This window comes from Aurantimonas sp. Leaf443 (assembly GCF_001425575.1).
GTDB lineage: Bacteria > Pseudomonadota > Alphaproteobacteria > Rhizobiales > Rhizobiaceae > Leaf443.
Genome location: NZ_LMRD01000001.1, coordinates 741645 through 766851, shown reverse-complemented (window position 1 = coordinate 766851; position 25207 = coordinate 741645). Strand labels below are relative to the sequence as shown.

The following is a 25207-nucleotide window of genomic DNA, read 5'->3' as shown; positions in this document are numbered from 1 at the left end:
GGCGCGGCGATGCTCGTCGGCCGGCTCGGCCTCGAAACGGCCCGCCTTCCGCATGCGGACCGGCACGGGCTCGTCTTTCTCGACCGTGGGCGCCTCACGGTCGAGGACGGCTGCCTCACCTTCGACTGCGCGGGCGGGGGCATGGTGCCGGCGGGGCGCTACGGCCTGCCGCACCAGTCGGTGTCGCTGATGCTGCTCGGCCCCGGCTCCTCGGTCAGCCACGACGCGCTGCGGCTTCTGGCGCGCCACGGCGTGGGCCTTGCCGCCATCGGCGCGGACGGCGTGCGCTTCTACACGGCCCAGCCGCTCCTGCCCGACTTCTCCCATCTCGCCCGCGCGCAGGCCCGCCTATGGGCCGACGAGCGGCGCGGCCGGCCGCTCGTGGCGCGGCGCATGTACGCCCTGCGCCTCGGCGAGGTGCTGCCGCATCGCGATATCGCCGTGCTGCGCGGCATCGAGGGCGCGCGGATGAAGGAGACCTATCGCATCGAGGCCGAGAGGGCCGGCATCGCCTGGCACGGCCGGCGCTACGACCGGCAGAACCCGAACGCGGCCGACCTGCCCAACCAGGCGCTGAACCACGCGGCGAGCGCGGTGGAGGCGGCCGCCGCCATCGCCGTGGCGTCCACCGCCACGATCCCGCAGCTCGGCTTCATCCACGAGGATTCGGGCCAGAGCTTCGTGCTCGACGTCGCCGACCTCGTGCGCGACACGGTGACGATCCCCGTCGCCTTCAAGGCCGCCGCCCTGGCGAGGAAGCGCCCGGCCGACGGCGTGGAACGCATCGCCCGGCGCATGGCCGGCGAGCGGCTGAAGCGCGACGGGGTCGTTTCCGCCCTCATCGACCGCATCAAGACCGTGCTCGCGCCGACCGCCGAGGACGAGGACGACCGCCCGCTGCACAAGAGCATGCCGGCGGCGGGCAGGCTCCGGGAGGATGGCGATGGCCATGACGGTGATCGTGACGCGTGACGTGCCCGAGCGCACGCGCGGCTTCCTCGCCTCGCTGATGCCCGAGCCCGCCCCCGGCGTCTACGCCGCCGGCAACCTCTCGCGGGCGGTGCGCGAGCGCGCCTGGGCCGTCGTCTCCGACTGGCACGGCGAGACGCAGCGCGGCTCCCTCGTCCTCCTGTGGAAGGACGACAAGGCGCCCGGCGGCCTCGGCCTCCAGGTCCTCGGCACCCCGCCCTGCCGCCTCGCCGATCTCGACGGCGTTCTCGTCTCGGTCTGGTAGACCGCAGCGACGTTCTTTGACAAAGTGCAGCCCGGTCAACCTCTTGAGCGCAAGAGGCTCCCCCGCCCACGCGGGGATCGACCCACGCTGCGCATCGAATATCCGGAGCTCTTCGAGGCTCCCCCGCCCACGCGGGGATCGACCGCCTGGGAGATCGAGCACATCCGCCCTCTGTCGGGCTTCCCCGCCCACGCGGGGATCGACCCCGAAATCGAGGCGGCGGCGGAATTGGCAGGCGGGCTCCCCCGCCCACGCGGGGATCGACCGTGTTTGGCGTGCATCCGGTACACTTTGCTGATGGCTCCCCCGCCCACGCGGGGATCGACCCGCGGCACACTCCCTCGGGATGCGTTCGTTCCAGGCTCCCCCGCCCACGCGGGGATCGACCCGCCGCCGACGAAAGGCGCGAGGTCGATTGCTTGGCTCCCCCGCCCACGCGGGGATCGACCCGCCTGGTTCGTCTGGGACCGCGCTCACCGCGGGGCTCCCCCGCCCACGCGGGGATCGACCCTACGGGCTGGTCGTGCTCAAGCCGCTTCATTGGGCTCCCCCGCCCACGCGGGGATCGACCTGAGTTCGAGACCGCCCGGCGCTCGGCAGGTGCGGCTCCCCCGCCCACGCGGGGATCGACCCCCGTCATCGGCGGCGGCGCCGGTCCATAGATGGGCTCCCCCGCCCACGCGGGGATCGACCGTATCTGCGCAGCGGCGAGTTCGCGAAGGCGGAGGCTCCCCCGCCCACGCGGGGATCGCCCGCCTTTCGTCTTGTCAGAGCGGCAGGCGACTACGGCTCCCCCGCCCACGCGGGGATCGACCTTATCCATGAGCACGATCAACACCACTACTCGCGGCTCCCCCGCCCACGCGGGGATCGACCTTTCGCGAAGATGGCGGCGGTCTGGGGATACGCGGCTCCCCCGCCCACGCGGGGATCGACCTTTCGGGATGCCGATCCGCATCGGCAAATATCAAGCTCCCCCTGCCCGCACGGCCCACGTCCCCCGCAGTCCGCCCGCCGGCGCCCTTTCCAAGGCGCGTGTCCTTCTGTACCGGGAGGGACGATGCGGACGTGGCGGAACTGGTATACGCAGCAGACTTAAAATCTGTCGCCTCCGGGATTACGGGTTCGAGTCCCGTCGTCCGCACCATGACCCTCGGCCGGTCCAGCCGGCCGGACGCGCGGCCGCATGAGCGGCGGGAATGAGGTCATGCCGAAGGATCGGTTCAACCCCGCGCGCGTCTGCGCCATAAGGGGGGGGCCGTCGAGAGACTTGCGAGGATGCCGGCCATGCCCTTTGCCTGGAACGACCCGTTTCTCCTGGACGACCAGCTCGGCGAGGACGAGCGGATGGTGCGCGACAGCGCGGCGGCCTTCGCGCGCGAGGACCTCGCCCCGCGCGTCGCGGCCGCCTATCTCGACGAGACCTTCGAGCCCGGCCTGTTCAAGGCGATGGGGCGGGCGGGGCTGCTCGGGGTGACGCTGCCGGAGGAGTTCGGGGCGGCGGGCGCGTCCTATGTCGCCTACGGGCTCGTGGCGCGCGAGGTGGAGCGGGTGGATTCGGGCTATCGCTCGATGATGAGCGTTCAGTCCTCGCTCGTCATCCATCCGATCTTCGCCTACGGCTCGCCCGAGCAGAAGGCGCGCTACCTGCCGGGGCTGGTCTCGGGAGACCTGATCGGCTGTTTCGGGCTGACCGAGCCGGACGCCGGCTCCGATCCCGGCGCCATGACGACGCGCGCCGAGAGGATCGCCGGCGGCTACCGCCTGCGCGGGGCCAAGACCTGGATCTCCAACGCGCCCGTCGCCGACGTCTTCGTGGTCTGGGCGAAGTCCGACGCCCATGACGGCAAGATCCGGGGCTTCGTGCTGGAAAAGGGCATGAAGGGGCTGTCCGCGCCCAAGATCGGCGGCAAGCTCAGCCTTCGCGCCTCGATCACCGGCGAGATCGTCATGGACGGCGTGGAGGTCGGCGAAGACGCGCTGCTTCCGGGCGTCTCGGGTCTCGCCGGCCCCTTCGGCTGCCTCAACCGCGCGCGCTACGGCATTTCCTGGGGCGTGATGGGGGCGGCGGAGGACTGCTGGCTGCGCGCCCGGCAATACGGGCTGGAGCGCCACCAGTTCGGCCGCCCGCTCGCCGCCACGCAGCTCTTCCAGAAGAAGCTCGCGGACATGCAGACCGAGATCGCGCTCGGGCTGCAGGCGAGCCTGCGCGTCGGCCGGCTGATGGACGAGCACCGGTTCGAGCCGGAGATGATCTCGCTGATCAAGCGCAACAATTGCGGCAAGGCGCTGGACATCGCGCGGGCCGCCCGCGACATGCATGGCGGCAACGGCATCCAGATCGGCTATCACGTGATGCGCCACGCGCAGAATCTCGAGACGGTGAACACCTACGAGGGCACGCACGACGTCCACGCCCTCATCCTCGGCCGGGCGCAGACCGGCATCGCCGCCTTCTGAGGGCGCAGCCCTCCCCCTCCTCCGGAGCCGGTGACGCCATGACGAAGCCGCCGCTGTCGGGCCTCAAGGTCGTGGAGCTCGCCCGCATCCTCGCCGGCCCCTGGATCGGGCAGACGCTCGCAGATCTCGGCGCCGACGTCGTCAAGGTGGAGGCGAAGGAGGGCGACGACACGCGCCGCTGGGGGCCGCCGGACGTGGAGGGAGCGGACGGCACGCGCTCGGCCGCCTATTTCCACGCCTGCAACCGCGGCAAGCGCGCGATGGTCGCCGATTTCCGCGACGCCGGGGATCTGGCGCTCGTGCGCCGCCTGATCGGCGCGGCGGACGTGGTGGTGGAGAATTTCAAGGTCGGCGGGCTCGCGCGCTACGGGCTCGACTACGCCTCGCTCTCCGCCGACAATCCCGGCCTCGTCTACTGCTCGATCACGGGCTTCGGGCAGACCGGCCCCTATGCCGCGCGGGCGGGCTACGACTTCCTGATCCAGGGCATGAGCGGCATCATGGACCTCACGGGGGATCCGGCCGGCGGCCCCCAGAAGATCGGCGTCGCCTTCGCCGATATCTTCACCGGGCTCTACGGCACGATCGCCATCCAGGCGGCGCTTCTGGAGCGGGCGCGCACCGGCCTCGGGCAGCAGATCGACATGGCGCTTCTCGACTGCATGGGCGGCGTCCTCGCCAACCAGGCGATGAACTACCTGGTCACGGGCCGCGCGCCGACGCGGCTCGGCAATGTCCATCCCAATATCGCGCCCTACCAGACGTTCGAGGCGGAAGACGGGCCGATGATCGTGGCCTGCGGCAACGACCTCCAGTTCGCCCGGCTCTGCGCCGTGCTCGGCCTTCCCGCGCTCGCGGCCGAGGCGCGCTTCGCCACCAATCCGGCCCGCGTCGCCCATCGCGCGGCGCTGGAGGAGGCGCTCGGCCCGGCCATCGCCGCCCGGACGCGGGCGGATCTGTCGCAGGCGCTGGAGACGGCCGGCGTGCCGGCCGGCCCGATCAACAGCGTCGCCGATCTCTTCGCCGACCCGCAGTTCCGCCATCGCGGCATGGAGATCGCGGCGGACGGGGTGCCGGGCGTGCGCACGCCCATCGTCTTCTCGCGCACGCCGCTGTCCGAGCCCGCACGCGCCCCGGATCTTGGCGAGCACGACACGGACCTGCGGCGGGGCATCGCGACACGAGGCTGGCCGCGCCGCGAGGAGGCGGGCTGACGCGGGCGTCCCGGGCCGCCGGGCGCGTATCGGCCGGGCGCGACGCCCCCGCCATAAAAGTATGATTAAAAAGATAAAAGAACCGCCATCCGGTCGCCCGCACGCAAGATTTGTTTGAAGCCCGCGGGCGATCTTGCTAGGTTCGGACGTCCGGTGCGAAATCAGTCGTTCCCGGGCAGGAGGACGCAGTCATGGCATCGCTGATGCAGCCGCTGCCGTCCCAACGGACCGACCGTCCCGGGATGGAATCCACCCCCGAAGACAACTCCAACAGCCTGCTCTCGCGCCTGCGCCGTCAGAACGGCGCGCTCGAGCGATTGAAATACGCCCTCGCCTCCGAGGACGCCCGCGCCGAGACCGGCAACGCGTTCAAGTCGACGGGCTGTCCGGCCCTCTGAGGCCGGGCGCCGATCGGGCAGGCCTCTTCCGACCTCTTCTCCCCCCTTCAAACGCCGGCGGCCAACCGCCGTGCTCGCGCCGGCATCCGCGAACGCCGCGGCATGAGCGAGACCGGTATGCGCCGGGGCGTTTCGCAGGCCGGCGGGTCTTCGCCCGGCGCAGCGTGAGGCGAATCCCTCGCGCGTCAGGCCGAAGCGGCACGGCCGACGCACGCATCTCCCGAACGCGACAGGCCCGGCCCCGGGGATGCGGGGTCGGGCCCGTCTCGAGAGGCGCTTCGGATCAGCCGAACAGCTTGGTCGCGATCTCCGCGATGTGCTTGCCCTGGAAGCGGGCGCCGTCGAGCTCGATGGCGCTCGGCTGGCGCGAGCCGTCGCCATTGGCGATGGTCGTCGCGCCGTAGGGCGAGCCGCCGACGATCTGGTCGGAGGCCATTTGGCCCTGGAAGGAATAGGGCAGGCCGACGATCATCAGGCCGTGATGCAGCAGCGTCTTGTGCAGCGAGAACAGCGTCGCCTCGTTGCCGCCGTGCTGGGTGGCGCTGGAGGAGAAGGCGCCGCCGACCTTGCCGATCAGCTTGCCCTGCGCCCACAGGCCGCCGGTGCGGTCGAAGAAGGTGGCCATCTGCGAGGCCATGTTGCCGTAGCGCGTGGGCGAGCCGACGACGATGGCGTCATACCCCGCGAGATCGTCGGGCTCGGCGACGGGATAGGGCGCGTCGGTCTTGAAATGCGAGCTGGCCGCGACCTCCGCCGGCACCGTCTCGGGCACGCGCTTGATGTCGACGCTCGCGCCGGCGCTCTCGGCGCCCTCCGCCACGGCCTTGGCCATGGTCTCGATGTGGCCGTAGCTCGAATAGTAGAGCACCAGAACCTTTGCCATGCCGTTCTCTCGTCCTTCCGGGGTTGACGTGTCGCAACATGGGATAGCCCATCGCGCCGGGAAGTGCGTTGTCGTCGCGCGCGACGCACTGTCTACGCGCGGAAGACGCAAGGCCTTGCCTTCCGAAGGCCCCCGCCCTCTCTTTCGAGGCTTCGACCCTTCGAGAGATCCGTTGCCATGACGACCGAGCCCCCCACGACCGCGGCCATGCTCGCGATCGGCGACGAGATCCTGTCCGGGCGCACCAAGGACAAGAATATCGGCCATCTCGCCGAGCTCCTCACCGTCGCCGGCATCGACCTGAAGGAGGTGCGCATCGTCGGCGACGAGCCCGCCTTCATCGCCGACAGCCTGAACACGCTGCGGCGCGGCTACGACTTCGTCTTCACCTCCGGCGGTATCGGGCCGACGCATGACGACGTGACCGCGGACGCGGTGGCCGCCGCCTTCGGCGTCGAGGCGGTGGAACACCCGGAGGCCGTGGCGCTGCTGGAACGCTACTATGCCGGCCGCGACCTGCCCTTCACCGAGGCGCGCCGGCGCATGACCCGCACGCCGAAGGGCGCGAGCCTCATCGCCAACGCGGTCTCCGTCGCGCCCGGCTTTCGCATGGACAACGTCTTCGTCATGGCCGGCGTGCCGCGCATCTTCCAGGCGATGATGGAGGAAGTCCTGCCGCTCTTGCCGGCGGGCCGGGCGGTCGAGAGCCTCAGCCTCGACTGCCGCTTCGGCGAGGGCGAGATCGGCGACCCGCTGCGCGCGATCGCCAAGACCCATCCAGGCGTGGCCATCGGCTCCTATCCCCGTTTCGACGGCGAGCGCCACTCCACCGAGCTCGTGCTGCGCTCGCGCGACCGGGCGGCGCTGGAGGCGGCGGGGGCGGAGGTCGCCGGCATGCTGGCCGCGATGGAGGCGGCGCGTTCGGGCTGAACCGCGTCGCCCTTCCGGCTTTCGCGCCTCCACCGGATCGCGCTGGAGGGCCGAGCCGCGCCTTGCCGTTTGGCGCGGGCGAGTCTATCGCAGCCCAATCCTTTCTCACGGAGAGCTCGATGTCGTCGGTGGAGAAGTCCTTTCCCGTTTCCTGGGACCAGTTTCACCGCGATGCCCGCGCCCTGGCCTGGCGGCTCGCGAGCCTGCGCGAGGAGTGGAAGGCGATCGTCTGCATCACCCGTGGCGGCCTCGTGCCGGCCGCGATCATCTCGCGCGAACTGGGGACGCGGATGATCGAGACGGTCTGCATCGCCTCCTACCATTCCTACGACACGCAAGGGGAACTGCAGGTCCTGAAGGCGATCTCGCCCATCCTCCTGGAGGACGAAGGGGACGGCATCCTCATCGTCGACGACCTGACCGACACCGGAAAGACGGCCGCGCTCGTGCGCTCCATGCTGCCGAAGGCGCATTTCGCCACCGTCTACGCCAAGCCCAAGGGGCGCCCGCTCGTCGACACGTTTATCACCGAAGTGAGCCAGGACACCTGGATCTTCTTCCCCTGGGATCTCGGCCTGACCTTTCAGGCGCCGATCGCCAAGGGCATCGCCGGCTGACATCGCGCCCGCCGCCGGCGGCCGAGCGCGTCGCGCCCGCGCGGCGCGGGAGCGGCGTCACAACCCCGTCGGTCAGTCGGCGGAGGGGCTGGCATCGGCGAGGGCGAAATCGGTGCGCACGATGAGACCCCCGGGCGCCCAGTCGCGCTCGATCGTGCCGTGCAGCTGGCCGGAGACGAGCATGTCGAGAAGCGTCGTGCCGAAGCCGCTGGAGACGGGCGCGGCGATCTTGGACGGGCCCGTGCTCTCGCGCCATTCGAGCGACACGCGCCGCCCCGTCGGCGGCCCGGCATAGACCGTCCAGCCGATCTCCACCCGCCCCTCGCGGCCCGGCGCCAGCGCGCCGTGCTTGGCGGCGTTGGTGCTGAGCTCGTGCAGCACCATGCCGACGGCTGCCGCGTCGGCCGCGCCCGCCCGCACCGCAGGGCCCGACCAGACGAACCGTTCGGCCCCGACGTAATGGGCCGCTTCCGAGGCGATGATGTCGGCGAGATCGGCGCTCTCCAGCGCGTCGCTGAGAAGAAGGGACTGCGTCTTCGACATGGCCCCGATACGCTCGATGAGCCGGTCCCGCATCGCGGAGATCGTCCCCTCCCCGCGCAGCGACAGGGAGACCAGCGCCTGCACGGTGGACAGGGAATTCTTCAGGCGATGCTCCATCTCGCGCACGATCAGCGCCTTGCGCGCCTCCCGGCGGCGGGCGAGCGACCGCGTCTCGTGGAGGCGGATCTCGCTCGACAGGAGCGCGGCGGCATCCTCGATCCGGCTCTTCTGCTCGGCCGTGAAGTCGCTGCCGGTCGGATCGTAGACGCTGACGATGGCGAGCGGCCAGGCGTGCTCGCCGCGCGCCGAGGCCGCGAGCAGCGAACCGGCGGCGCCGAGATCGAGGACGAGGGCGGAGGCCGAACGCGAGCGGGCGAGCGCGATGGCGACGCGCCGGTTGGCCTTCACCACGAGGGACGGATCGAGCCCCTCCATCTGCAGATGCCCTCCCAGGATGCGCGTGCGGCCGCGCGCGATGCGCGAGACGCAGGCGGCCGGCGCCTGGAGAAGACCCGCCGCGATCCGCGCGATGCGCCGCGCCGCCGCGCCGTCGATCTGGTCGACCGCCGCGGCGCCCTCGGGAATGCCGTCGATGGGGAAGCCGCCGAGCGGATCGTCTTCGGTCACAACCGTCATCTTACCGTTCGGCGATCCACCTCGCCGCGCTGGGATGAAAAGGGAGGTGGCACGGCCTGCGGAACGAGACCGTGAACAATCTTCAGGAAACCTGAGTGTGGCGCATTTGCGGACGCTGTCTACGGGGAAGTCCGTAAGAACGCGCAGGACACGCTCGAACGGCGCCCCTTTCCCACAGGCTTCTGCCCCTCCGCCCGCACGGCGGCCCGATGCCGGCGCACAACCGGAGGTTATGCAGGCCATGCCCCCGGCCGAATCGGCCTTCGGGCGATTCGCTCGCCGGATACGGGTCTCGTCCGGGCGCTCGCGAGCGCCGGGGTCTTGCCGCCGATGCACGACGCCACAGTTTTTCCCCAAGGGGCGAAGGCCCGGAGACGCTGCGCGGTCGGGGCTTGAGGGCTCCTCGCAAACAGCGGTGGATAAGTCGGCCCCGCCGCGCTTAGGACTCCATAAACTTAGACCGTTCCACTATATTTAGTGTCGAAGCCCTGCCGGTCCCACCAGATAGGGCAATCGAAGTTGTATCTCCCCTTGTAGCCGTACGGGCCCCGGTCCGGCGGAGCGTATCGTCGCGTCGCAAGACCGAGCAGAGGATCTGGCATCATGAAGATCGAACGCCGCTACACCAGCGCCGGCGAGAGCGCCTACGCCCGGGTCGAGTTCCGTAAGGCCACCAGCGAGATCAAGAATCCCGACGGATCGGTCGTCTTCCGCCTCGCCGACATCGACGTGCCCGCCCAGTTCAGCCAGGTCGCGAGCGACATTCTCGCGCAGAAATACTTCCGCAAGGCCGGCGTGCCGGCACGGCTGAAGCGCGTCGAGGAAAACGACGTTCCGTCCTGGCTGTGGCGCTCGGTGCCGGACGAGGCCGCCCTCGCCGAACTGCCCGAGGCCGAGCGATTCGTCTCCGAGCTGGACGCGCGCCAGGTCTTCGACCGGCTGGCCGGCACCTGGACCTACTGGGGCTGGAAGGGCGGCTACTTCAATTCGGAGGAGGACGCGCGCGCCTTCTGCGACGAGCTCGCCTACATGCTGGCCACCCAGAAGGTGGCGCCCAACTCGCCGCAATGGTTCAACACCGGCCTGCACTGGGCCTACGGCATCGACGGTCCCGGCCAGGGCCACTATTACGTCGACTACCGCTCGGGCCAGCTCACGCGCTCGAATTCGGCCTACGAGCATCCGCAGCCGCACGCCTGCTTCATCCAGTCCGTCGCCGACGACCTCGTCAACGACGGCGGCATCATGGACCTGTGGGTGCGCGAGGCGCGCCTCTTCAAGTACGGCTCTGGCACCGGCTCCAACTTCTCGCGTCTTCGCGGCGAGGGCGAGAGTCTGGCCGGCGGCGGCAAGTCTTCGGGCCTCATGTCCTTCCTGAAGATCGGCGACCGGGCGGCCGGCGCGATCAAGTCGGGCGGCACGACGCGCCGCGCGGCCAAGATGGTGGTGGTCGACATCGACCATCCCGACATCGAGAACTACATCATGTGGAAGGTGCGCGAGGAGGAGAAGGTGGCCGCGCTCGTCACCGGCTCCAAGATCGTCTCCAAGCACCTGAAGACGATCCTGGCGGCCTGCGTGAATTGCGAGGGTCCCGAGGGCGACTGTTTCGACCCGATGAAGAACCCCGCGCTGAAGCGCGCGGTGAAGGACGCCAAGAAGGCGCAGGTTCCCGAGAACTACGTCAAGCGCGTCATCCAGTTCGCGCGCCAGGGCTATGTCGACATCGAGTTCCCGGTCCTCAACACGGATTGGGATTCGGACGCCTATCTCACCGTTTCCGGCCAGAACTCCAACAACTCGGTCTCGCTGAAGGACGACTTCCTGCGCGCCGTGGAGGAGGACGGGACCTGGGATCTCATCCGCCGCACCGACGGGCGCGTGGCCAAAACGCTGAAGGCGCGCGACCTCTGGGAGAAGATCGGCTACGCGGCCTGGGCCTCGGCCGATCCCGGCCTGCACTTCAACTCGACGATGAACGACTGGCACACCTGCCCCGCCGCCGGCCCGATCCGCGCGTCGAACCCGTGCTCGGAATACATGTTCCTCGACGACACGGCCTGCAATCTCGCCTCGCTCAACCTCCTGCAGTTCCGCGAGGACGAGGTGGACGGCCAGCGCCGCTTCGATGTCGGCGCCTTCGAACATGCCGTGCGCCTGTGGACGATCGTCCTCGAAGTCTCGGTGCTGATGGCGCAGTTCCCCTCCAAGGAGATCGCGCGCCTCTCCTACGACTACCGCACGCTGGGTCTGGGCTTCGCCAATATCGGCGGCCTGCTGATGACCGCCGGCATTCCCTACGATTCCAAGGAAGGTCGGGCGATCTGCGGGGCGATCTCGGCCCTGATGACGGGCGTCGCCTACAGGACCTCCGCCGAGATGGCCGGCGAGCTCGGGCCCTTCCCGGACTACGAGCGCAATGCCGACCACATGCTGCGCGTCATCCGCAACCACGCCCGCGCCTCGCAGGGCATCGCCAATGGCTACGAGGGCCTGTCGGTCGATCCCGTGCCGCTCGACCATTCCTCTCTGAAGGACAAGCGCCTCTCCAACCGGGCCAAGGCGGCCTGGACCGAGGCGGTCGATCTCGGCGCCAAGAACGGCTTCCGCAACGCGCAGGTCTCCGTCATCGCGCCCACCGGCACGATCGGCCTCGTGATGGACTGCGACACGACCGGCATCGAGCCCGACTTCGCGCTCGTGAAGTTCAAGAAGCTGGCCGGCGGCGGCTATTTCAAGATCATCAACCGCGCCGTTCCCGAGGCCCTGCGCACGCTCGGCTATTCGGAGAGCCAGATCGCGGAGATCGAGGCCTATGCCGTCGGCCACGGCAACCTGAACCAGGCGCCGGCGGTCAACCCCTCCTCGCTGCGCGCCAAGGGCTTCGGCGACGACCAGATCGCGGCGGTCAACGCCGCGCTCGGCTCGGCCTTCGACATCAAGTTCGTCTTCAACAAGTGGACGCTGGGCGAAGCCTTCTGCCGCGAGACGCTCGGCATCTCGGACGAGCAGCTGAACGACTTCTCCTTCGAGCTCCTGCCCTTCCTCGGCTTCTCCCGCAAGGAGATCGAGGCGGCGAACATCCATGTCTGCGGCGCCATGACGCTGGAGGGCGCGCCCTTCCTGAAGACCGAGCACCTGCCGGTCTTCGACTGCGCCAATGCCTGCGGCCGCATCGGCAAGCGCTATCTCTCGGTCGAGAGCCACATCCGCATGATGGCGGCGGCCCAGCCCTTCATCTCGGGCGCCATCTCCAAGACCATCAACATGCCGAACGAGGCGACGGTCGAGGACTGCACCAGCGCCTACATGCTCTCCTGGAAGCTCGCGCTGAAGGCGAACGCCCTCTACCGCGACGGTTCCAAGCTGTCCCAGCCGCTCAACGCCTCGCTCATCGCCGACGATGAGGAGGACGAGGAGGCCGAGGACAAGATGGCGGCCCTCGCCGCCGCGCCGGCGACCGCGCAGGCGGCGGCCGTCGCCGAGCGCATCGTGGAGCGGATCGTGGAGCGCACGATCGAGAAGGTGGTGCGCGACCGCGAGAAGCTGCCGAACCGGCGCAAGGGCTATACGCAGAAGGCCATCGTCGGCGGGCACAAGGTCTATCTGCGCACCGGCGAGTTCGACGACGGGCGCCTCGGCGAGATCTTCATCGACATGCACAAGGAAGGCGCCGCCTTCCGCGCGATGATGAACAACTTCGCCATCGCCATCTCGCTCGGCCTGCAGTTCGGCGTGCCGCTGGACGAGTATGTGGAGGCCTTCACCTTCACGCGCTTCGAGCCGGCCGGCATGGTGCAGGGCAACGAGGCGATCAAGAACGCGACCTCGATCCTCGACTACGTGTTCCGCGAACTGGCCGTGTCCTATCTCGACCGGCACGATCTCGCCCACGTCCAGCCGGAGGATTTCGGCGCCTCGACGATCGGGCGCGGCGTGGAAGGCGACAAGCCGACCCCGCTTCCGATCTCGTCGGGCATGGTGCGCGGGCAGACGGCGAAGTTCCGCCTCGTCTCCTCGGGCGAGCCGCAGGGCTCGGCCCAGGTCGCCGCGGTCAAGCCCGCCGCCCCCGTGACGACCGCCGTGCGCTCCGCGCCCGCCACCGCCACCGCGCTTCGCCCCGCGACGGCGCCGCGCATGGGCGCCGCCCCCGCAGCCGCCTTCAAGCGCGACTACGAGAGCGCCCCGCTGGCCGAACCCGCGCCCATCGCCGACGCCTCGCCGGCGCAGGGCCTCTTCGACCAGCCCCTCGCCTTCCCGGCCAGCGAGAAGGACGAGGCCAACGTCTCCGCTCCCAAGGCGACCGCCGCCGAACGGCGCGCCGTGGCGATGATGAAGGGCTATACGGGCGACAGCTGCTCGGAATGCTCGAACTTCACCATGGTGCGCAACGGCACCTGCCTGAAATGCGACACCTGCGGCTCCACCAGCGGCTGCAGCTGAGGACCGGGCGCGGTCTCTGAACGAGCCTGCGCTCCGATCGACGAAGCCGATGTCGAAACGCGGCTTCGTCGATCTCGGCGAACTGGAAGAACCGCGGGGCGACGGCCACTTTGGTCGATCGCCCCGCTTCCGCGTCCGCAAGGCGCCGGACCGAACGCGACGATCCGACGCCGATGGCCGGTGGCGCGGGCATCCTTCCCTCGGGCGACCTTCGGTCGATGGCGAAGGAGCGGAATCGCGGCCGAGCCGGTTTGCGGGCCTTCGCTCCGTCGGCGGCGGCATGATGATTCTCGGGAGTTTCGCCCCGGACGAAGGCCCGCGGACCGTCCGCCGCCGGGTGGTCGGATCGCTGGTCTCGTCTACCTTCGCCCTTCCCGGCCCTGCCGCTCCCTCGATCCCCGAGGGCTCGCAGGGGCAAGGCGACACCGGCACCAGCGCCCATGAGGATCCGACGATGATCGACGACAAGGACAGGACGCATCTGGAACGGTGCGTCGAGCTTGCCTCGGATGCCCTCGCTTCCGGCCACGAGCCGTTCGGCTCGGTGCTCGTCTCGAAGGATGGGGACGTGCTGTTCGAGGCCTTCAACGAGGTGGGCGGCGGCGACGCGACGCGCCATCCGGAATTCGCGATCGCGAGATGGGCGGCGCAGACCCTGCAACCCGACGACCGGGCCGCGGCGACGGTCTACACGTCGGGCGAACATTGTCCGATGTGCTCGGCCGCTCATGCCTGGGCGGGACTGGGGCGAATCGTCTACGCGTCGTCCTCGTCGCAGCTGACGCAATGGCTGGCGGAGCTCGGCGTGGCTCCGTCCCCCGTGCGACCGCTTCCGATCAACGAGGTCGCGCCCGGGGTGCCGGTCGACGGACCGGTGGCGGATCTGGCGGAGCGTGTCCGGGACCTCCATCGGCGCAAGCGTGCCTGAGGGCCCGCGCATCGCCGGCAGAATCGCGAGCGTGCCGGGCCGGAGGCGACGGCAGGGCGCCTGACGGTTCCGACCTGCGCCGGCGCGTCCACGCCGAACCCGTGACGCATCCGGCGCGTGCGAACCGCGACGCCCTGCCGGCATCTCGCGCATCGCCTTTCGCGCGGGAGGGACCGCCCGATGGAAGCGCCATCCGCAGGCCGTTCAGCGGCCGATGGCGCGATCGAGATGGGTGTAGCCGCCGTCCGGGAAGAGCCACTGGCCGGTCGTGTGGCTGGCCCGCTCCGACAGGAGGAAGGCGCAGGTATCGGCGATCTCGCGGGCCGTGGTCATGCGCTGGCCGAGCGGGATGCGGCGGGTGATCTCCTCGAGCGCGCCGTCCGGGTCGGGCATGGTGGCGAGCCAGCGGCGATAGAGCGGCGTCATCACCTCGGCGACGACGATGGCGTTCACCCGCACGCCATGGGGCAGGAAATCGACCGCCCATTCGCGGGTGAGGCCGAGCTGGGCGGCCTTGGCGGCGATATAGGCGGAGGTTCCGCCCTGGCCCGTCAGCGCGGTCTTGGAGGTGATGTTGACGATCGCCCCTTTCGTCGCCTTCAGATCCTCGGCGACGGCCTCGACCATGGTGAAATAGTGGACGAGGTTCTGGTCGAGGCTCGTGCGGAAGGCGGCGGCGCCCTGGCCGAGCCCGACGCCGTCGTTGGCCCCGGCATTGTTGACGAGACCATGGACCGCGCCGTGGCCCTCCCGCACGCGCCGAACGGCGGCCTGGCAGGCCGCCTCGTCGCCGAGCTCGACGCGGAAGAAGGCCGCGCCCGTCTTCCGCATCCAGTCCCGCTCGGGCTCGGAGCGCGAGAGAATGGCGACGCGGGCCCCCTCCTCGGCCAGCACTTCCGTGATCCCCGCGCCGATCCCCGCGCCACCGCCCGTCACGACGACCAGCTTGTCCTTCAAGTTCAGGTCCATCAGGCCCCCCGGTGGCGATAGGTGCGAAGGCTGTCGGGCTTCATCTCGATGGAGAAGCCCGGCCGCGTCGGCGGCATGTAGGCGGCGTCGCGGATGAGGCAGGGGTCGAGGAAATGCTCGTGGAGGTGATCGACATATTCGATCACCCGCCCCTCGCGCGTGCCGGCGATGCAGAGATAGTCGATCATCGACATATGCTGGACATATTCGCACAGGCCGACGCCGCCGGCATGGGGGCAGACCTTGAGCCCGTGGCGGGCGGCCATCAGCATCACCGCCAGCACCTCGTTCAGCCCGCCCATGCGGCAGCTGTCGATCTGGACGACGTCGATGGCGCCTTCCATGATGAACTGCTTGAACAGGATACGGTTCTGGCACATCTCGCCGGTGGCGACCTGCACGGGCGAAACGGCCTGCCGGATGCGGCGATGCCCGGCGACGTCGTCGGGGCTGGTCGGCTCCTCGATGAACCAGGGCCTGGCGAAGGACAGGGCCTTCACCCATTCGATCGCCTCGTCCACCTCCCAGACCTGGTTGGCGTCGATCATCAGCCTGACGTCGGGCCCCACGACCTCGCGCGCGATGGTCAGGCGGCGGATGTCGTCCTGAAGGTCGCGCCCGACCTTCAGCTTCAGATGGTGGAAGCCGGCGTCCACGGCCTCCTGGCAGAGACGGCGGAGCTTGTCGTCGGGGTAGCCGAGCCAGCCGGCCGAGGTCGTGTAGCAGGGATAGCCCTCCCGCTTCAGCGTCTCGATCCGCTCGGCCTTGCCCTCTTCCTGCCGCGTCAGGAATTCCAGCGCCCATTGCGGCGTGATGCAGTCCGTGAGGTAGCGGAAGTCGAGAAGGCGCACGAGCTCGGCCGGGCTCATCTCGGCGACGAGCTGCCAGACCGGCTTGCCCTCGATCTTGGCCCAGAGGTCCCAGACGGCATTGACGACGGCGCCCGTCGCCAGATGGATCGCCCCCTTGTCCGGCCCGATCCAGCGCAGCTGGCTGTCGGACGTGACATGGCGCCAGAAGCGGCCCATGTCGGCGGCGATCCAGTCCATGTCGAGCCCCACGACCAGCGGGCGCAGCGCCTCGATCGCGGCGACGCAGATCTCGTTGCCGCGCCCGATCGTGAAGGTCAGGCCATGGCCTTCGAGCGCCCCGCCGGTCTCCAGCACGACATAGGCGGCGGAATAGTCGGGATCGGGGTTCATGGCGTCGGAGCCGTCGAGCGAACGGCTCGTGGGAAAGCGCACGTCGAGCGTGCGAAGACCGGTGATGCGCGTCACGGGCGCACCCCGCCGAGCGGCACCGTCGGAGACTGCGATCTGTCTTGCGGGAACGTCATGGCGTGGCGACCTCGAAGGCGGAACGGAAGGGTGGGAGAGTTGCGGGGCGCGGCACGGGCGGGATCGAGCGGGCGCTTCGGCCCCATCCGGCGGCCGCGACGAGCGCGCGGGGGCCGCGCCGATCAGGGATTGATGACGCCCTTGCGCAGGATGAAATTGCCGTAGGGCCGCATCTCGGCGGTGCGCACCACGGCGAAGGCGCCGCGCGCGCGCTCGTAGAAGGCGAAGCGCTCCAGGCCCACGGAGCGCACGCCCTCCTGCGCGAGAAGCGGTGCGGCCGCGGCCACGACCTCCGGCACGGCATCGGGCTCCCCGACGACCTGCATGGTCAGGACCGGATCGGGCTGGTGGGCGTCGAGCGGCAGGAGCGAGAGCACGGCGCGCAGGGCCCGCAGGGCGTCGCAATCCATCGAAAGCTCGCGACCCTCCAGCGTGCGCCCGGCGACGGACGCCGCCGGGAAGTTGGCGTCCGCCAGCACGATCTCGTCGCCGTGGCCCATGCGTGCCAGGACGCGCAGGAGGTCGGGGCCGACCATTTCGTCGATGTTCTTCAGCACGATCGTTCTTTCGCAAGGGGCTTCGGCCTCGATGCCAAGGCCGGGGAAACGGGAGGAAGCGGCCGGAGCCGGTCAGGATAGTCCGTAGAATTGCTGCGCGCTGCCCGAGAACACGCGCTCGCGCGCGGCTTGGTCGAGGCCGGAGAGAAGCGAGCGCGTGACCGCCGCCCAGGCGTCGTAGCCGCCCGCCAGATCGACCACCGGCCAGTCGGAGCCCCAGAGGACGCGGGCGGGTCCGAAGGCGGCGAGCACGTGATCGGCGAAGGGCCGCAGATCCGCCTCGCGCCAGTCCGGCCCGATTTCGGTGACCATGCCCGAGAGCTTGCACCAGACATTCGGGCGGCGGGCAAGCGCGTTCATGCCCGCGGCCCAGGCCTCGTCGGGACGCGCGATGCCGCCCATGCGGGGCTTGGCCAGATGATCGATGACGATGGCAAGCGTCGGGTGGCGATCGGCGAGCGTCGCGATCGCACCGAGATGACGGGGCTGGACGAGCGCGTCGAAGCGCAGGCCGGTCCCGGCCATATGGGCGAGTGCGGGCCGCACGTCGTCCCGCAGGATCCAGTCCGTGTCCTCGATTCCCTGCAGCATCGGGCGCAGGCCCAACAGACCCGGATCGCGCCGCAGCCGGTCGATCGTGGGAAGGGCGTCCGGCGCAGACAGATCGGCCCAGCCGACGACGCCTGCCACGAAATCGCATTCGGCCGCGATCTTCAGGAGAAACTCCGTCTCGGCCACGGTCGCCGTCGCCTGCACGAGGATCGTCCGCTCGACGCCCGCCCGCCGCAGATGCGGCCGCAGGTCGTCCGGTCCGTAGTCGCGCAGGATCGGCGCCACGCTCTCGTCCGGCCACGGATAGTCGCCGCGCGAGAGTCGCCAGAAATGCTGGTGCGCGTCGATCATCTCGCCTCCCCCGGCGTCCCGCCCGCGTCCGTCCCGGTCCCGGGCGGCGATGATTGGTATCTTATGATTAAAAGCAATACAGAGCGGCGGGGAAGGATGTCAATCGCGCTCCGTCCGCCGCCGATGCCGAGCACCATGGCGCGCAGGCCGCGACCGACAGGGCGAGGCCACCGGCGTCGCCGGTCGTGTCCGGTCAGTCCAGCGCGTTGCTGCGCAGGGACGAGAGGAGCGTCAGCTTGGAGGTCTTCAGATGGTCGCGCGCGGCCTCGAGCGCCTCCGTTTCGCTGCGCCGCTCCAGCGCCCGGATCAGCCGCAGATGCTCGTGGATCGCCGCCTCGTTTCGCTCGCGCTCCAGCGTCTTGTCCCACTGGTAGTGGTAGTGGAACACGAGCGTGATGACCTTCTGGAACTCGGCCGCGAAGCGGTTCGTCACCACGCTGCCGATGGCCGAATGGAACTCCTTGTCGAGCAGCGAGAAATCGTGGAAGCGCTCGTCGATCTCGGCCTCCAGCCTGAAATGGTCCTGCTTCAGCGCCTCCATGCGGTTCCAGATCGGATGCTCGTCCGACAGGCGGACGAGATGCGACACGGCGTTGAGCTCCAGCACCATGCGGAAGTCGGAGAGTTCGATCGCGTAGTCCGGCGTGAAGCCGACGAGTTCCCAGCCGCCGCGCAGGCGCCGGCGCACGAGGCCGAACCGGCTGAGCGAGGCCAGGAACTCCTGGAGCGCATAGGGCGGCACGCCGAATCGGCGGGTGAGTTCGGTGATGTTGAGGGCCGTTCCCGACGGAACGTCGAAGCGCAGCACCCAGTCGAGGAACCGCCGCTCCAGCTCGTCCGTGGCCAGCTGGTCGGCCTGCACGGCGAGCCGGTCTCCGGCGCCGGCCCGGCGAAGCACGGTCTTCTCGCGCCCGTTCCAGGCGATGATGCCCTCCGCCTTGAGGCGGTTCAGGACGCTGCGCACAACCGTCCGGCTGACGTCGAGCTCGCGCGCCATCTCAACCTCGGACGAGAGCTGCTGGCCGATCTCGGCCTTCGCCAGATGGTCGAGGAGGCGATTGTGCGCCGCCCGGAAACGGTCGTCCGTTCTTGCCAAGGAAGGCTCCCCTTCATGCGGACGCGGCGACGCGCCCGATTGTCGACTATGATAAAAAACAATTGACAAGGCCAGCCAGATCGCGCGCAATGTCTTTAATAATTTTGCACAAGCACTGGAGAGCCGGTTTGGCTTTGACGCTCTCGACCGGCCGGATCGCGACGAACCCGGGCGACACCCTTCAAAAACTGTCGGCGCTGGCGACGCTGCTGCTTCTGGCGGCCGCCTTCTCCTTCGGCAATCAGGCCTTCCTGTCGGTCCACAACGGCCTGACGATCCTTCTGCAGACCTCGGTCATCGGCCTTCTGGGCATCGGCATGACGATGGTCATCATCACCGGCGGCATCGATCTGAGCGTCGGGTCCGTCCTTGCGCTGTCGGGAACGGTCACGGGGCTGATGGTGAAGGCCGGCATGCCGGTGCCGCTCGCCATGGCCCTCGGCGTGTGCGCCGGCGCGGCCTGCGGCCTCGTCAACGGCCTCATCATCACCAAGCTGCGGATCACGCCCTTCGTGGCCTCGCTCGGCATGATGATGATGGCGCGCGGTCTCGCGCTGCAGCTCACCGGCGCCGCGCCGATCTCGCAGCTCGGCCAGGCCTTCGGCGTCCTCGGCAACGGGTCCCTGTTCCGGATGGTCGAGCGCATGCCGAACGGGCTGTCGAAGGTCGTCTTCCCGGGCATTCCCTACCCCGCGATCCTTCTCGTCCTCGTCGCGATCCTGGCCGCCTACGTCCTGCGGCGCCGCGCGCTCGGCCGCCACATCTACGCCACGGGCTCCAACGAGGAGGCGGCGCGCCTGTCGGGCGTCGACGTCCACCGCACCAAGATCGCGGCCTATGTCATGTCCGGCGCGCTGGCCGGGCTCGCCGGCAACGTCCTCATGTCGCGGCTCGTCACGGCGCAGCCGAACGAGGGCGTCATGTACGAGCTCGACGCGATCGCCGCGGCCGTCATCGGCGGTGCCTCGCTGATGGGCGGCGCGGGGACGATCTCGGGAACGATGATCGGCGCCTTCATCATCGGCGTCCTCCGCAACGGCCTGAACATGGCCGGCGTCTCGTCCTTCATCCAGCAGATCATCATCGGCTTCGTCGTCATCCTGGCCGTCTTCATCGACCAGCTGCGCAGCCGCAAATAGCCCGCCGAAAGCGGCACATAAGGGAGGGAAACCGCATGACCCCGTTCAAGACGATGTTTTTGGCCGCGACCGTGATCGGCGCGATGCCGGCCGCGGCCTTCGCCGGCGAGATCGCGGTGATCGTGAAGACCACCAATTCGAACTTCTGGCAGAACGTGAACCGCGGCGCCGCCGCGGCCATCGAGGGCTCGGAGCACACGATCTCCTTCGACGGGCCGGCGGCGGAATCGGCCGTGGCCGACGAGGTCAACCTCGTCGACAACGCCGTCAACCGCGGCGTCGCCGGTCTCGTCCTCGCCCCGTCCGATCCCGACGCGCTGATCCCGGCCGTGCGCCGCGCGAGCGAGGCCGGCATTCCCGTCGCGATCATCGATTCCGGCCTAGGCAAGGATGGCGAGGGCCTGTATCAGACGTTCCTGACGACCGACAATTGCGCGGCGGGCCGCATGGCGGCGTCGGAGATGATCAAGGGAACCGGCGGCGAGGGCAAGGTCGCCGTCATGTCCTATGTCGCGGGCGTCGGCTCGGAGATCGGGCGCGTCGGCTGCTTCGTGGACGAGATCAAGAAGAGCTCCAAGATCGAGATCGTCGGGCCCTATTATTCGCAGTCGCAGATGGCGACCGCCCTCAACCAGACGACGGACGTCCTGGCCGCCAATCCCGACCTCAAGGGCATCTTCGGCGCCAACGAGCCGACGGCCGTCGGCATGGGCCGCGCGATCCAGCAGGCCGGCAAGGCCGGGCAGATCACCGCCATCGGCTTCGACGGCAACGAGGACCTGCAGGCCTTCGTGAAGGACGGGACGCTGAACGGCACGCTCGTCCAGGGCTCCTACCAGATGGGCGATCTGGGCGTGAAGGCCGTGCTCAAGCTCCTGGCGGGCGAAAAGGTGGAGCCGCAGATCGACACCGGCGTCGTCTACGTCACCAAGGAGAATGTCGACTCGGATCAAGCCAAGAACGTTCTCTACTGAGAAGAGCCGGGCGGCGGACCAGCGCCGCCGCCCGCACATGCGAGGGCAATGGGAGGGCCGCTTGAAACCGCTCGTCGAAATGATCGACATCAGGAAGCATTTCGGCGGAATCCACGCCGTCGAAGGCGTGTCGCTGGATCTTCATCCCGGCGAGGTCGTGGGGCTGCTCGGCCATAACGGCGCGGGCAAGTCCTGCCTCATGCGCATCCTGTCGGGTGCCATGAAGCCGAGTTCGGGCGAGATCCGGGTGCGCGGCGAACCGGTGGAGATCGGCTCGCCTCAGAACGCGCGCCTCCATGGGATCGAGACCATCTACCAGACGCTGGCGCTCGCCGACCATCTCGACGCGCCCGCCAACCTCTTCCTCGGCCGCGAGCTGCGCACCCGCTGGGGCAATCTCGACGACAAGCGCATGCTGGAGGAGGCGCGCCGGCTGCTCGCCCGGCTCAACCCGAACTTCCGCAACCTCACCGATCCGGTCTCGCGCCTCTCCGGCGGGCAGCGGCAGGTGATCGCCATCGCCCGGGCGATCTACTTCAAGGTGCAGATCCTCATCATGGACGAGCCGACGGCCGCGCTCGGGCCGTCCGAGACGGCGATGGTGGCCGAGCTCGTCCAGCAGCTGCGCGCGGAGGGCATCGGCATCTTCCTCATCAGCCACGACATGCACGACGTGTTCGAACTGTGCGACCGCGTCGTCGTCATGAACCGGGGCCACATGGTCGGCGCGCACAAGGTGGCCGACGTCACGAAGGACGACATCCTCAGCCTCATCATCAAGGGCCAGCTGCCCGACGGCTGGACGCCGCGCGGCGGTGGAGCGGTCCATTGAGCGCCGCTCCCGGACCGGTCGCCGCGTCCATGACCTGCGGCATCTGCGTCGAGCCCGGCCGCTTCGAGCTGCGGCAGGCACCGCTGCCCGTCGAGGCGCCGGAGGGCTGGGCGCTCGTCGACATCGCGGCCGTCGGCCTGTGCGGCACCGATTACCACATCTTCGAGGGCAAGCACCCCTATCTGCGCTATCCGAGGGTGATCGGGCACGAACTGTCCGGCCGGCTCGTGGAGGCCGCGGGCGACAGCCCCGCGGGAACGCTCGTCGTCGTCAATCCCTATCTCTCCTGCGGCCGGTGCCGGGCCTGCCGGCGCGGCAAGCCGAACTGCTGCGAGCGCATCGAGGTGCTCGGCGTCCACCGCGACGGGGGCCTGTGCCGGCGCATCGCCGTCCCGGTCGGCAATCTCTATCCGGCCGAGGGCCTCGGCGAGACGACGGCGGCCATGGTCGAGTTCCTCGCCATCGGCGCCCATGCCGTGTCGCGCTCGGGCATCCAGGCCGGCGACCGCGTGCTCGTGACCGGCGCCGGGCCGATCGGCATCGGCACCGCGCTCTTCGCGCGTCTGGCCGGCGCCGAAGTCCATCTCCTCGACCTCAGCCGGCGGCGCCTGGAGCTTGCGGGCGCGCGCTTCGGCTTCGAGCGACTGCACTGCGATCCCGCCACGATGCTGACGGGAGACCTTGCCGAAGGGTTCGACGCGATCTGCGACGCGACGGGGAACGGGAAGGCCATCGAGGCCGGCTTCGCCCATCTCGCGCACGGGTCCACCTACGTGCTCGTCAGCGTGGTGAAGGGACAGATCGCCTTCGAGGACGCCGAGTTCCACAAGCGCGAGACGCGTATCGTCGGCAGCCGGAACGCGCTCGGATCCGATTTCGAGCGCGTGATGGCCGCCATCCGCGAGGGAGAGATCGACACGGACGCGCTCCTCTCCGCCGAGATCGCGCTCGAAGACCTGCCCGAGCGGTTACCGCTCCTGGCGGCCGACCGCGAGACGTTGATCAAGGTGATCGTCCGCCCCTAGGCCGAGGCGAAGACGGCAAGCGACGGCGGCGTCCGCATCGCCGAGGCCGCCACGGGACCATGCCCGCCAACCGCGTCCGGTCGCCGGCGACGGACGCCGGCCGCGCGAGGCGGGCCGGCGGGCTTATGAGGCGATCCGCCCCTCCAGGCTCGTCAGCGCGGCGCAGACGCCGTCGAGATCGGCCCGGCCGGACAGTTTCTGCGCCCGGATGGCGGCCGACACGGCCCAGAGCAGGCAGCGCGAGGCTTCCTGGCACTGCGCCGAGCACGGGGCGACGCGGCTAACCGCACTGTCGATCTGCAGGGCGAGCGGCCAGAGACCTTCGGCATCGAGGGACGAAGGCTCCGAGCGCATGCGAGACTTCAGGGCGTCCAGCGGCGCGCGAAGGTCATGAGCGTGCGTATCGAGCATATCCAAAGCGATCCAGGCGGACGGACCCCGATCGGCCCGCCCTTTACAATGGGGATATTTTGCCGCACCTGCAACAGCTATGTTTTAGACTTTTTCTACTTCCAAAAAACCGAAGACGGCGGCCGGACAGCGCATCGCAGGTGGCGGATGTGGGCGATCGACTTCGCTGGCGCGCCGGTCTCGTCAGTCCCGGCCCTCGCCCAGGATCTTGCGGCGCGTCGCTGCCTTGCGGTTCGCCCGCTCGATCCGCGCGTCCTTCTCCCGCTCGGCCTGAAGCCGCAGCGCCTTCAGGCGCTCGGACTTCTCCTTCGCGCTTTCGGACCGGCCCTCGCCGGGCGTCCTGCCGTCGCTCATCGCTCGTCTCCCCGTCTCATGCCGCGCGCGGTCCCGGGCCGGCGCCGAAGAACCTGTCGCGCTCGCGGTAGAGCGCGGGGAGCGACAGGAGCGCGATGCAGGCGAGCGCGATCGCCGTCTTCAGCGGCTGGTTGAAGCGCGGCGTCTCGAAATCCACGAAGCGCACGAGATAGACGATCACCACGTGCCAGGCATAGACCTGCAGCGAATGGCGCCCCAGAAGCCGCAGGAAGGGCAGGCGGAACAGGCACGACAGCGCGGACGAGACGCCGCGCACGCGCGGCGAGGCGTGGTCGGGGCCGGCGATGAGGAGCCAGGCGATGCCGGACGCGACGGCCGCGAAGTTCAGGAGATAGACGAGCCCGAACTCCGACCGGTTCTCGTAGCTCTGGAACGTGCCCATGATGTCGATCGGCATGTAGTCGTGGGCGGTCGCGAAGCGGAACGGCAGGAAGAACAGGCAGACCGAGAGCGCGGCGACGGGGATGAAGGTGCTGTCGGGGCGGAACACGCGCGTCCAGTCGATGCGGTTCGTCGCCGTCAGCGTGCCGAAGACGAGGCCGAAGACGAAGACGACCTGCCAGGCCATCAGGTTGAAGTTGACGCGCAGGCCGTGCCCGGTGTCGCCGGCGAGCCAGGTGTTGAAGGGTGCCGTCAGCGGGCGCTGCACGCCGAACTGCGCGGCGAGCCAGAGCAGCGACGAGCCGATCAGCACCGCCTGCCAGTGGCCCCTGAGGCAGGCCCGGATGAGGAAGGGGGCCGCCAGCATGTAGACGATGTATTGCGGCAGGATGTCCATGTAGGTCGGCTGGAACAGGAGAAGCGCCGCGCTCGCGGCGCGGAACGGGTTGCGCCAGTCGAGGTCGCCCATCCAGTCGACCCAGGCGAGCCGCGCCGCCGGCACGAGAAGCGCCAGCGTCATGGCGAAGGCGAGGAGCCCGAGCGTCTGGCGATAGAGATCGCCCGCCCGCGTCCAGACCCCGGCGGCCGCCGCCCGGAAGCCCCGGCGCGCCATCCGCCCGGCATAGACCATGCCGACGAGCAGCCCGGACAGGAAGACGAACCCTTGCGCGTCCTCCACGAAGGCGAGCTGGCGATGGTTGATCTCGACCAGCCAGTAGCCGCCGTCGAAGGCGAGATGGTTGATGAGCATGAAGACGAGGAAATATCCCCGCAGCCCGTCGATCACGTCCAACCGCTTCATCGTGCCACCGCTCGAGGATCTTCGTCCGCTTCGCTCCGAGGGTCCGGTACTAGACCGGGACGCTCGCCCTTCACAACCATGTCAGGATCGTCCGTTTCCGGCGTCGCCGGCCTGTCGCGG

Annotated in this window: 23 protein-coding genes, 1 tRNA gene and 1 CRISPR repeat array; of the genes, 14 read left to right on the top strand and 10 right to left on the bottom strand. The window is 69.4% G+C overall.

All coding sequences use genetic code 11. From position 1 onward, the window contains the following. Window positions 1–9: 9 nt before the first annotated feature. The 6 genes from cas1e (at window position 10) to ASG48_RS18135 (ending at window position 5306) form a co-directional block, all read left to right on the top strand. Window positions 10–972, top strand: a complete 963-nt coding sequence (gene cas1e, locus ASG48_RS03445) for a type I-E CRISPR-associated endonuclease Cas1e (RefSeq protein ID WP_055845125.1) — start codon at window positions 10–12, stop codon at window positions 970–972. Continuing rightward, window positions 944–1234: a type I-E CRISPR-associated endoribonuclease Cas2e gene (gene cas2e / locus ASG48_RS03440; RefSeq protein WP_055845122.1), complete on the top strand. Its 291-nt coding sequence runs from the start codon at window positions 944–946 to the stop codon at window positions 1232–1234. The genes cas1e and cas2e overlap by 29 nt, the downstream gene beginning before the upstream one ends. A 55-nt stretch (window positions 1235–1289) precedes the next feature. Next, window positions 1290–2171: a CRISPR direct-repeat array (repeat unit 28 nt; unit sequence GGCTCCCCCGCCCACGCGGGGATCGACC). A gap of 125 nt (window positions 2172–2296) precedes the next feature. Next, a tRNA-Leu gene (locus ASG48_RS03435) sits at window positions 2297–2381 on the top strand. Between the two features lie 140 nt (window positions 2382–2521). Further along, complete coding sequence (locus ASG48_RS03430; RefSeq protein ID WP_055845472.1) at window positions 2522–3694, top strand: acyl-CoA dehydrogenase; 1173 nt, start codon at window positions 2522–2524, stop codon at window positions 3692–3694. A gap of 38 nt (window positions 3695–3732) precedes the next feature. After that, window positions 3733–4908: a CaiB/BaiF CoA-transferase family protein gene (locus tag ASG48_RS03425; RefSeq protein WP_055845119.1), complete on the top strand. Its 1176-nt coding sequence runs from the start codon at window positions 3733–3735 to the stop codon at window positions 4906–4908. Window positions 4909–5099: 191 nt separating this feature from the next. Then, a complete protein-coding gene (locus ASG48_RS18135; protein WP_156381414.1) occupies window positions 5100–5306 on the top strand; it encodes a hypothetical protein in 207 nt (68 codons plus the stop codon). A 283-nt stretch (window positions 5307–5589) separates the two neighbouring features. Here ASG48_RS18135 and wrbA read toward each other — a convergent pair whose 3' ends face one another. Then, window positions 5590–6189 carry an NAD(P)H:quinone oxidoreductase gene (gene wrbA, locus ASG48_RS03420; RefSeq protein WP_055845116.1) on the bottom strand — a complete coding sequence of 200 codons (600 nt, stop codon included), beginning with the start codon at window positions 6187–6189 and terminating at the stop codon, window positions 5590–5592. Window positions 6190–6366: 177 nt separating this feature from the next. Between wrbA and ASG48_RS03415 the strand changes: the two genes are divergently transcribed. Both ASG48_RS03415 and gpt read left to right on the top strand, forming a co-directional pair. After that, window positions 6367–7119 (top strand): molybdopterin-binding protein, encoded by a 753-nt coding sequence (locus ASG48_RS03415; RefSeq protein ID WP_055845113.1) that lies wholly within the window; start codon window positions 6367–6369, stop codon window positions 7117–7119. Between the two features lie 119 nt (window positions 7120–7238). Next, window positions 7239–7736: a xanthine phosphoribosyltransferase gene (gene gpt / locus ASG48_RS03410; protein ID WP_055845110.1), complete on the top strand. Its 498-nt coding sequence runs from the start codon at window positions 7239–7241 to the stop codon at window positions 7734–7736. A gap of 72 nt (window positions 7737–7808) precedes the next feature. Here the strand turns inward: gpt and ASG48_RS03405 are convergent, their stop codons facing one another. Further along, window positions 7809–8915 (bottom strand): sensor histidine kinase, encoded by a 1107-nt coding sequence (locus ASG48_RS03405; protein ID WP_055845107.1) that lies wholly within the window; start codon window positions 8913–8915, stop codon window positions 7809–7811. A 603-nt stretch (window positions 8916–9518) separates the two neighbouring features. Between ASG48_RS03405 and ASG48_RS03400 the strand changes: the two genes are divergently transcribed. Together ASG48_RS03400 and ASG48_RS18685 are read left to right on the top strand one after the other, a co-directional pair. After that, a complete protein-coding gene (locus ASG48_RS03400) occupies window positions 9519–13358 on the top strand; it encodes a vitamin B12-dependent ribonucleotide reductase (protein WP_055845104.1) in 3840 nt (1279 codons plus the stop codon). A 49-nt stretch (window positions 13359–13407) separates the two neighbouring features. Then, a complete protein-coding gene (locus ASG48_RS18685; RefSeq protein WP_244486712.1) occupies window positions 13408–14286 on the top strand; it encodes a nucleoside deaminase in 879 nt (292 codons plus the stop codon). A 204-nt stretch (window positions 14287–14490) separates the two neighbouring features. On the opposite strand, the gene ASG48_RS03390 is transcribed toward ASG48_RS18685, so the two are convergent. From ASG48_RS03390 to ASG48_RS03370, 5 genes are all read right to left on the bottom strand, one after another. After that, a complete protein-coding gene (locus ASG48_RS03390; RefSeq protein WP_055845101.1) occupies window positions 14491–15255 on the bottom strand; it encodes an SDR family oxidoreductase in 765 nt (254 codons plus the stop codon). After that, a complete protein-coding gene (locus ASG48_RS03385) occupies window positions 15255–16532 on the bottom strand; it encodes an L-fuconate dehydratase (protein WP_055845098.1) in 1278 nt (425 codons plus the stop codon). Before ASG48_RS03385 ends, ASG48_RS03390 begins: the two co-directional genes overlap by 1 nt. A gap of 182 nt (window positions 16533–16714) precedes the next feature. Continuing rightward, window positions 16715–17149, bottom strand: a complete 435-nt coding sequence (locus ASG48_RS03380; RefSeq protein ID WP_055845095.1) for an RbsD/FucU domain-containing protein — start codon at window positions 17147–17149, stop codon at window positions 16715–16717. Window positions 17150–17221: 72 nt separating this feature from the next. Continuing rightward, window positions 17222–18052 carry an amidohydrolase family protein gene (locus ASG48_RS03375; protein ID WP_055845092.1) on the bottom strand — a complete coding sequence of 277 codons (831 nt, stop codon included), beginning with the start codon at window positions 18050–18052 and terminating at the stop codon, window positions 17222–17224. Window positions 18053–18245: 193 nt separating this feature from the next. Next, window positions 18246–19148 carry a GntR family transcriptional regulator gene (locus tag ASG48_RS03370; protein ID WP_055845089.1) on the bottom strand — a complete coding sequence of 301 codons (903 nt, stop codon included), beginning with the start codon at window positions 19146–19148 and terminating at the stop codon, window positions 18246–18248. A gap of 128 nt (window positions 19149–19276) precedes the next feature. On the opposite strand from ASG48_RS03370, the gene ASG48_RS03365 reads away from it, so the two are divergent. The 4 genes from ASG48_RS03365 (at window position 19277) to ASG48_RS03350 (ending at window position 23118) form a co-directional block, all read left to right on the top strand. Continuing rightward, the gene (locus tag ASG48_RS03365) at window positions 19277–20287 is read left to right on the top strand and encodes an ABC transporter permease (protein ID WP_055845086.1); all 1011 of its coding nucleotides are present in this window, start codon (window positions 19277–19279) and stop codon (window positions 20285–20287) included. A gap of 53 nt (window positions 20288–20340) precedes the next feature. Then, complete coding sequence (locus ASG48_RS03360) at window positions 20341–21261, top strand: ABC transporter substrate-binding protein (RefSeq protein ID WP_244486745.1); 921 nt, start codon at window positions 20341–20343, stop codon at window positions 21259–21261. 79 nt (window positions 21262–21340) lie between these two features. Next, window positions 21341–22093 (top strand): ATP-binding cassette domain-containing protein, encoded by a 753-nt coding sequence (locus ASG48_RS03355; protein WP_082529216.1) that lies wholly within the window; start codon window positions 21341–21343, stop codon window positions 22091–22093. Between the two features lie 29 nt (window positions 22094–22122). Then, window positions 22123–23118, top strand: coding sequence for a zinc-binding alcohol dehydrogenase family protein (locus ASG48_RS03350; RefSeq protein WP_055845079.1), 996 nt, complete (start codon window positions 22123–22125; stop codon window positions 23116–23118). A 123-nt stretch (window positions 23119–23241) separates the two neighbouring features. Here the strand turns inward: ASG48_RS03350 and ASG48_RS03345 are convergent, their stop codons facing one another. From ASG48_RS03345 to opgC, 3 genes are all read right to left on the bottom strand, one after another. Continuing rightward, entirely contained in the window at window positions 23242–23472 is a 231-nt protein-coding gene (locus ASG48_RS03345) for a hypothetical protein (protein WP_156381413.1), read from the bottom strand. A 240-nt stretch (window positions 23473–23712) separates the two neighbouring features. Next, a complete protein-coding gene (locus tag ASG48_RS18130) occupies window positions 23713–23883 on the bottom strand; it encodes a hypothetical protein (protein WP_156381412.1) in 171 nt (56 codons plus the stop codon). A 16-nt stretch (window positions 23884–23899) separates the two neighbouring features. Next, on the bottom strand, window positions 23900–25087 hold the full coding sequence (gene opgC / locus ASG48_RS03340; protein WP_055845074.1) for an OpgC domain-containing protein: 1188 nt from the start codon (window positions 25085–25087) through the stop codon (window positions 23900–23902). Between the last annotated feature and the right edge of the window lie 120 nt (window positions 25088–25207).

What these genes read in the sequence shown, in the direction of transcription:
- gpt (WP_055845110.1), top strand. Translation starts at nt 7,239, where the DNA reads ATGTCGTCGGTGGAGAAGTCCTTTCCCGTTTCCTGGGACCAGTTTCAC.
- ASG48_RS03345 (WP_156381413.1), bottom strand. Translation starts at nt 23,472, where the DNA reads ATGCGCTCGGAGCCTTCGTCCCTCGATGCCGAAGGTCTCTGGCCGCTC.
- ASG48_RS03405 (WP_055845107.1), bottom strand. Translation starts at nt 8,915, where the DNA reads ATGACGGTTGTGACCGAAGACGATCCGCTCGGCGGCTTCCCCATCGAC.
- wrbA (WP_055845116.1), bottom strand. Translation starts at nt 6,189, where the DNA reads ATGGCAAAGGTTCTGGTGCTCTACTATTCGAGCTACGGCCACATCGAG.
- ASG48_RS03350 (WP_055845079.1), top strand. Translation starts at nt 22,123, where the DNA reads ATGACCTGCGGCATCTGCGTCGAGCCCGGCCGCTTCGAGCTGCGGCAG.
- ASG48_RS03390 (WP_055845101.1), bottom strand. Translation starts at nt 15,255, where the DNA reads ATGGACCTGAACTTGAAGGACAAGCTGGTCGTCGTGACGGGCGGTGGC.
- ASG48_RS03355 (WP_082529216.1), top strand. Translation starts at nt 21,341, where the DNA reads ATGATCGACATCAGGAAGCATTTCGGCGGAATCCACGCCGTCGAAGGC.
- ASG48_RS03375 (WP_055845092.1), bottom strand. Translation starts at nt 18,052, where the DNA reads ATGATCGACGCGCACCAGCATTTCTGGCGACTCTCGCGCGGCGACTAT.
- cas1e (WP_055845125.1), top strand. Translation starts at nt 10, where the DNA reads ATGCTCGTCGGCCGGCTCGGCCTCGAAACGGCCCGCCTTCCGCATGCG.
- ASG48_RS03400 (WP_055845104.1), top strand. Translation starts at nt 9,519, where the DNA reads ATGAAGATCGAACGCCGCTACACCAGCGCCGGCGAGAGCGCCTACGCC.
- ASG48_RS03415 (WP_055845113.1), top strand. Translation starts at nt 6,367, where the DNA reads ATGACGACCGAGCCCCCCACGACCGCGGCCATGCTCGCGATCGGCGAC.
- ASG48_RS18130 (WP_156381412.1), bottom strand. Translation starts at nt 23,883, where the DNA reads ATGAGCGACGGCAGGACGCCCGGCGAGGGCCGGTCCGAAAGCGCGAAG.
- ASG48_RS03360 (WP_244486745.1), top strand. Translation starts at nt 20,341, where the DNA reads ATGTTTTTGGCCGCGACCGTGATCGGCGCGATGCCGGCCGCGGCCTTC.
- opgC (WP_055845074.1), bottom strand. Translation starts at nt 25,087, where the DNA reads ATGAAGCGGTTGGACGTGATCGACGGGCTGCGGGGATATTTCCTCGTC.
- ASG48_RS18685 (WP_244486712.1), top strand. Translation starts at nt 13,408, where the DNA reads ATGTCGAAACGCGGCTTCGTCGATCTCGGCGAACTGGAAGAACCGCGG.
- ASG48_RS18135 (WP_156381414.1), top strand. Translation starts at nt 5,100, where the DNA reads ATGGCATCGCTGATGCAGCCGCTGCCGTCCCAACGGACCGACCGTCCC.
- cas2e (WP_055845122.1), top strand. Translation starts at nt 944, where the DNA reads ATGGCCATGACGGTGATCGTGACGCGTGACGTGCCCGAGCGCACGCGC.
- ASG48_RS03425 (WP_055845119.1), top strand. Translation starts at nt 3,733, where the DNA reads ATGACGAAGCCGCCGCTGTCGGGCCTCAAGGTCGTGGAGCTCGCCCGC.
- ASG48_RS03430 (WP_055845472.1), top strand. Translation starts at nt 2,522, where the DNA reads ATGCCCTTTGCCTGGAACGACCCGTTTCTCCTGGACGACCAGCTCGGC.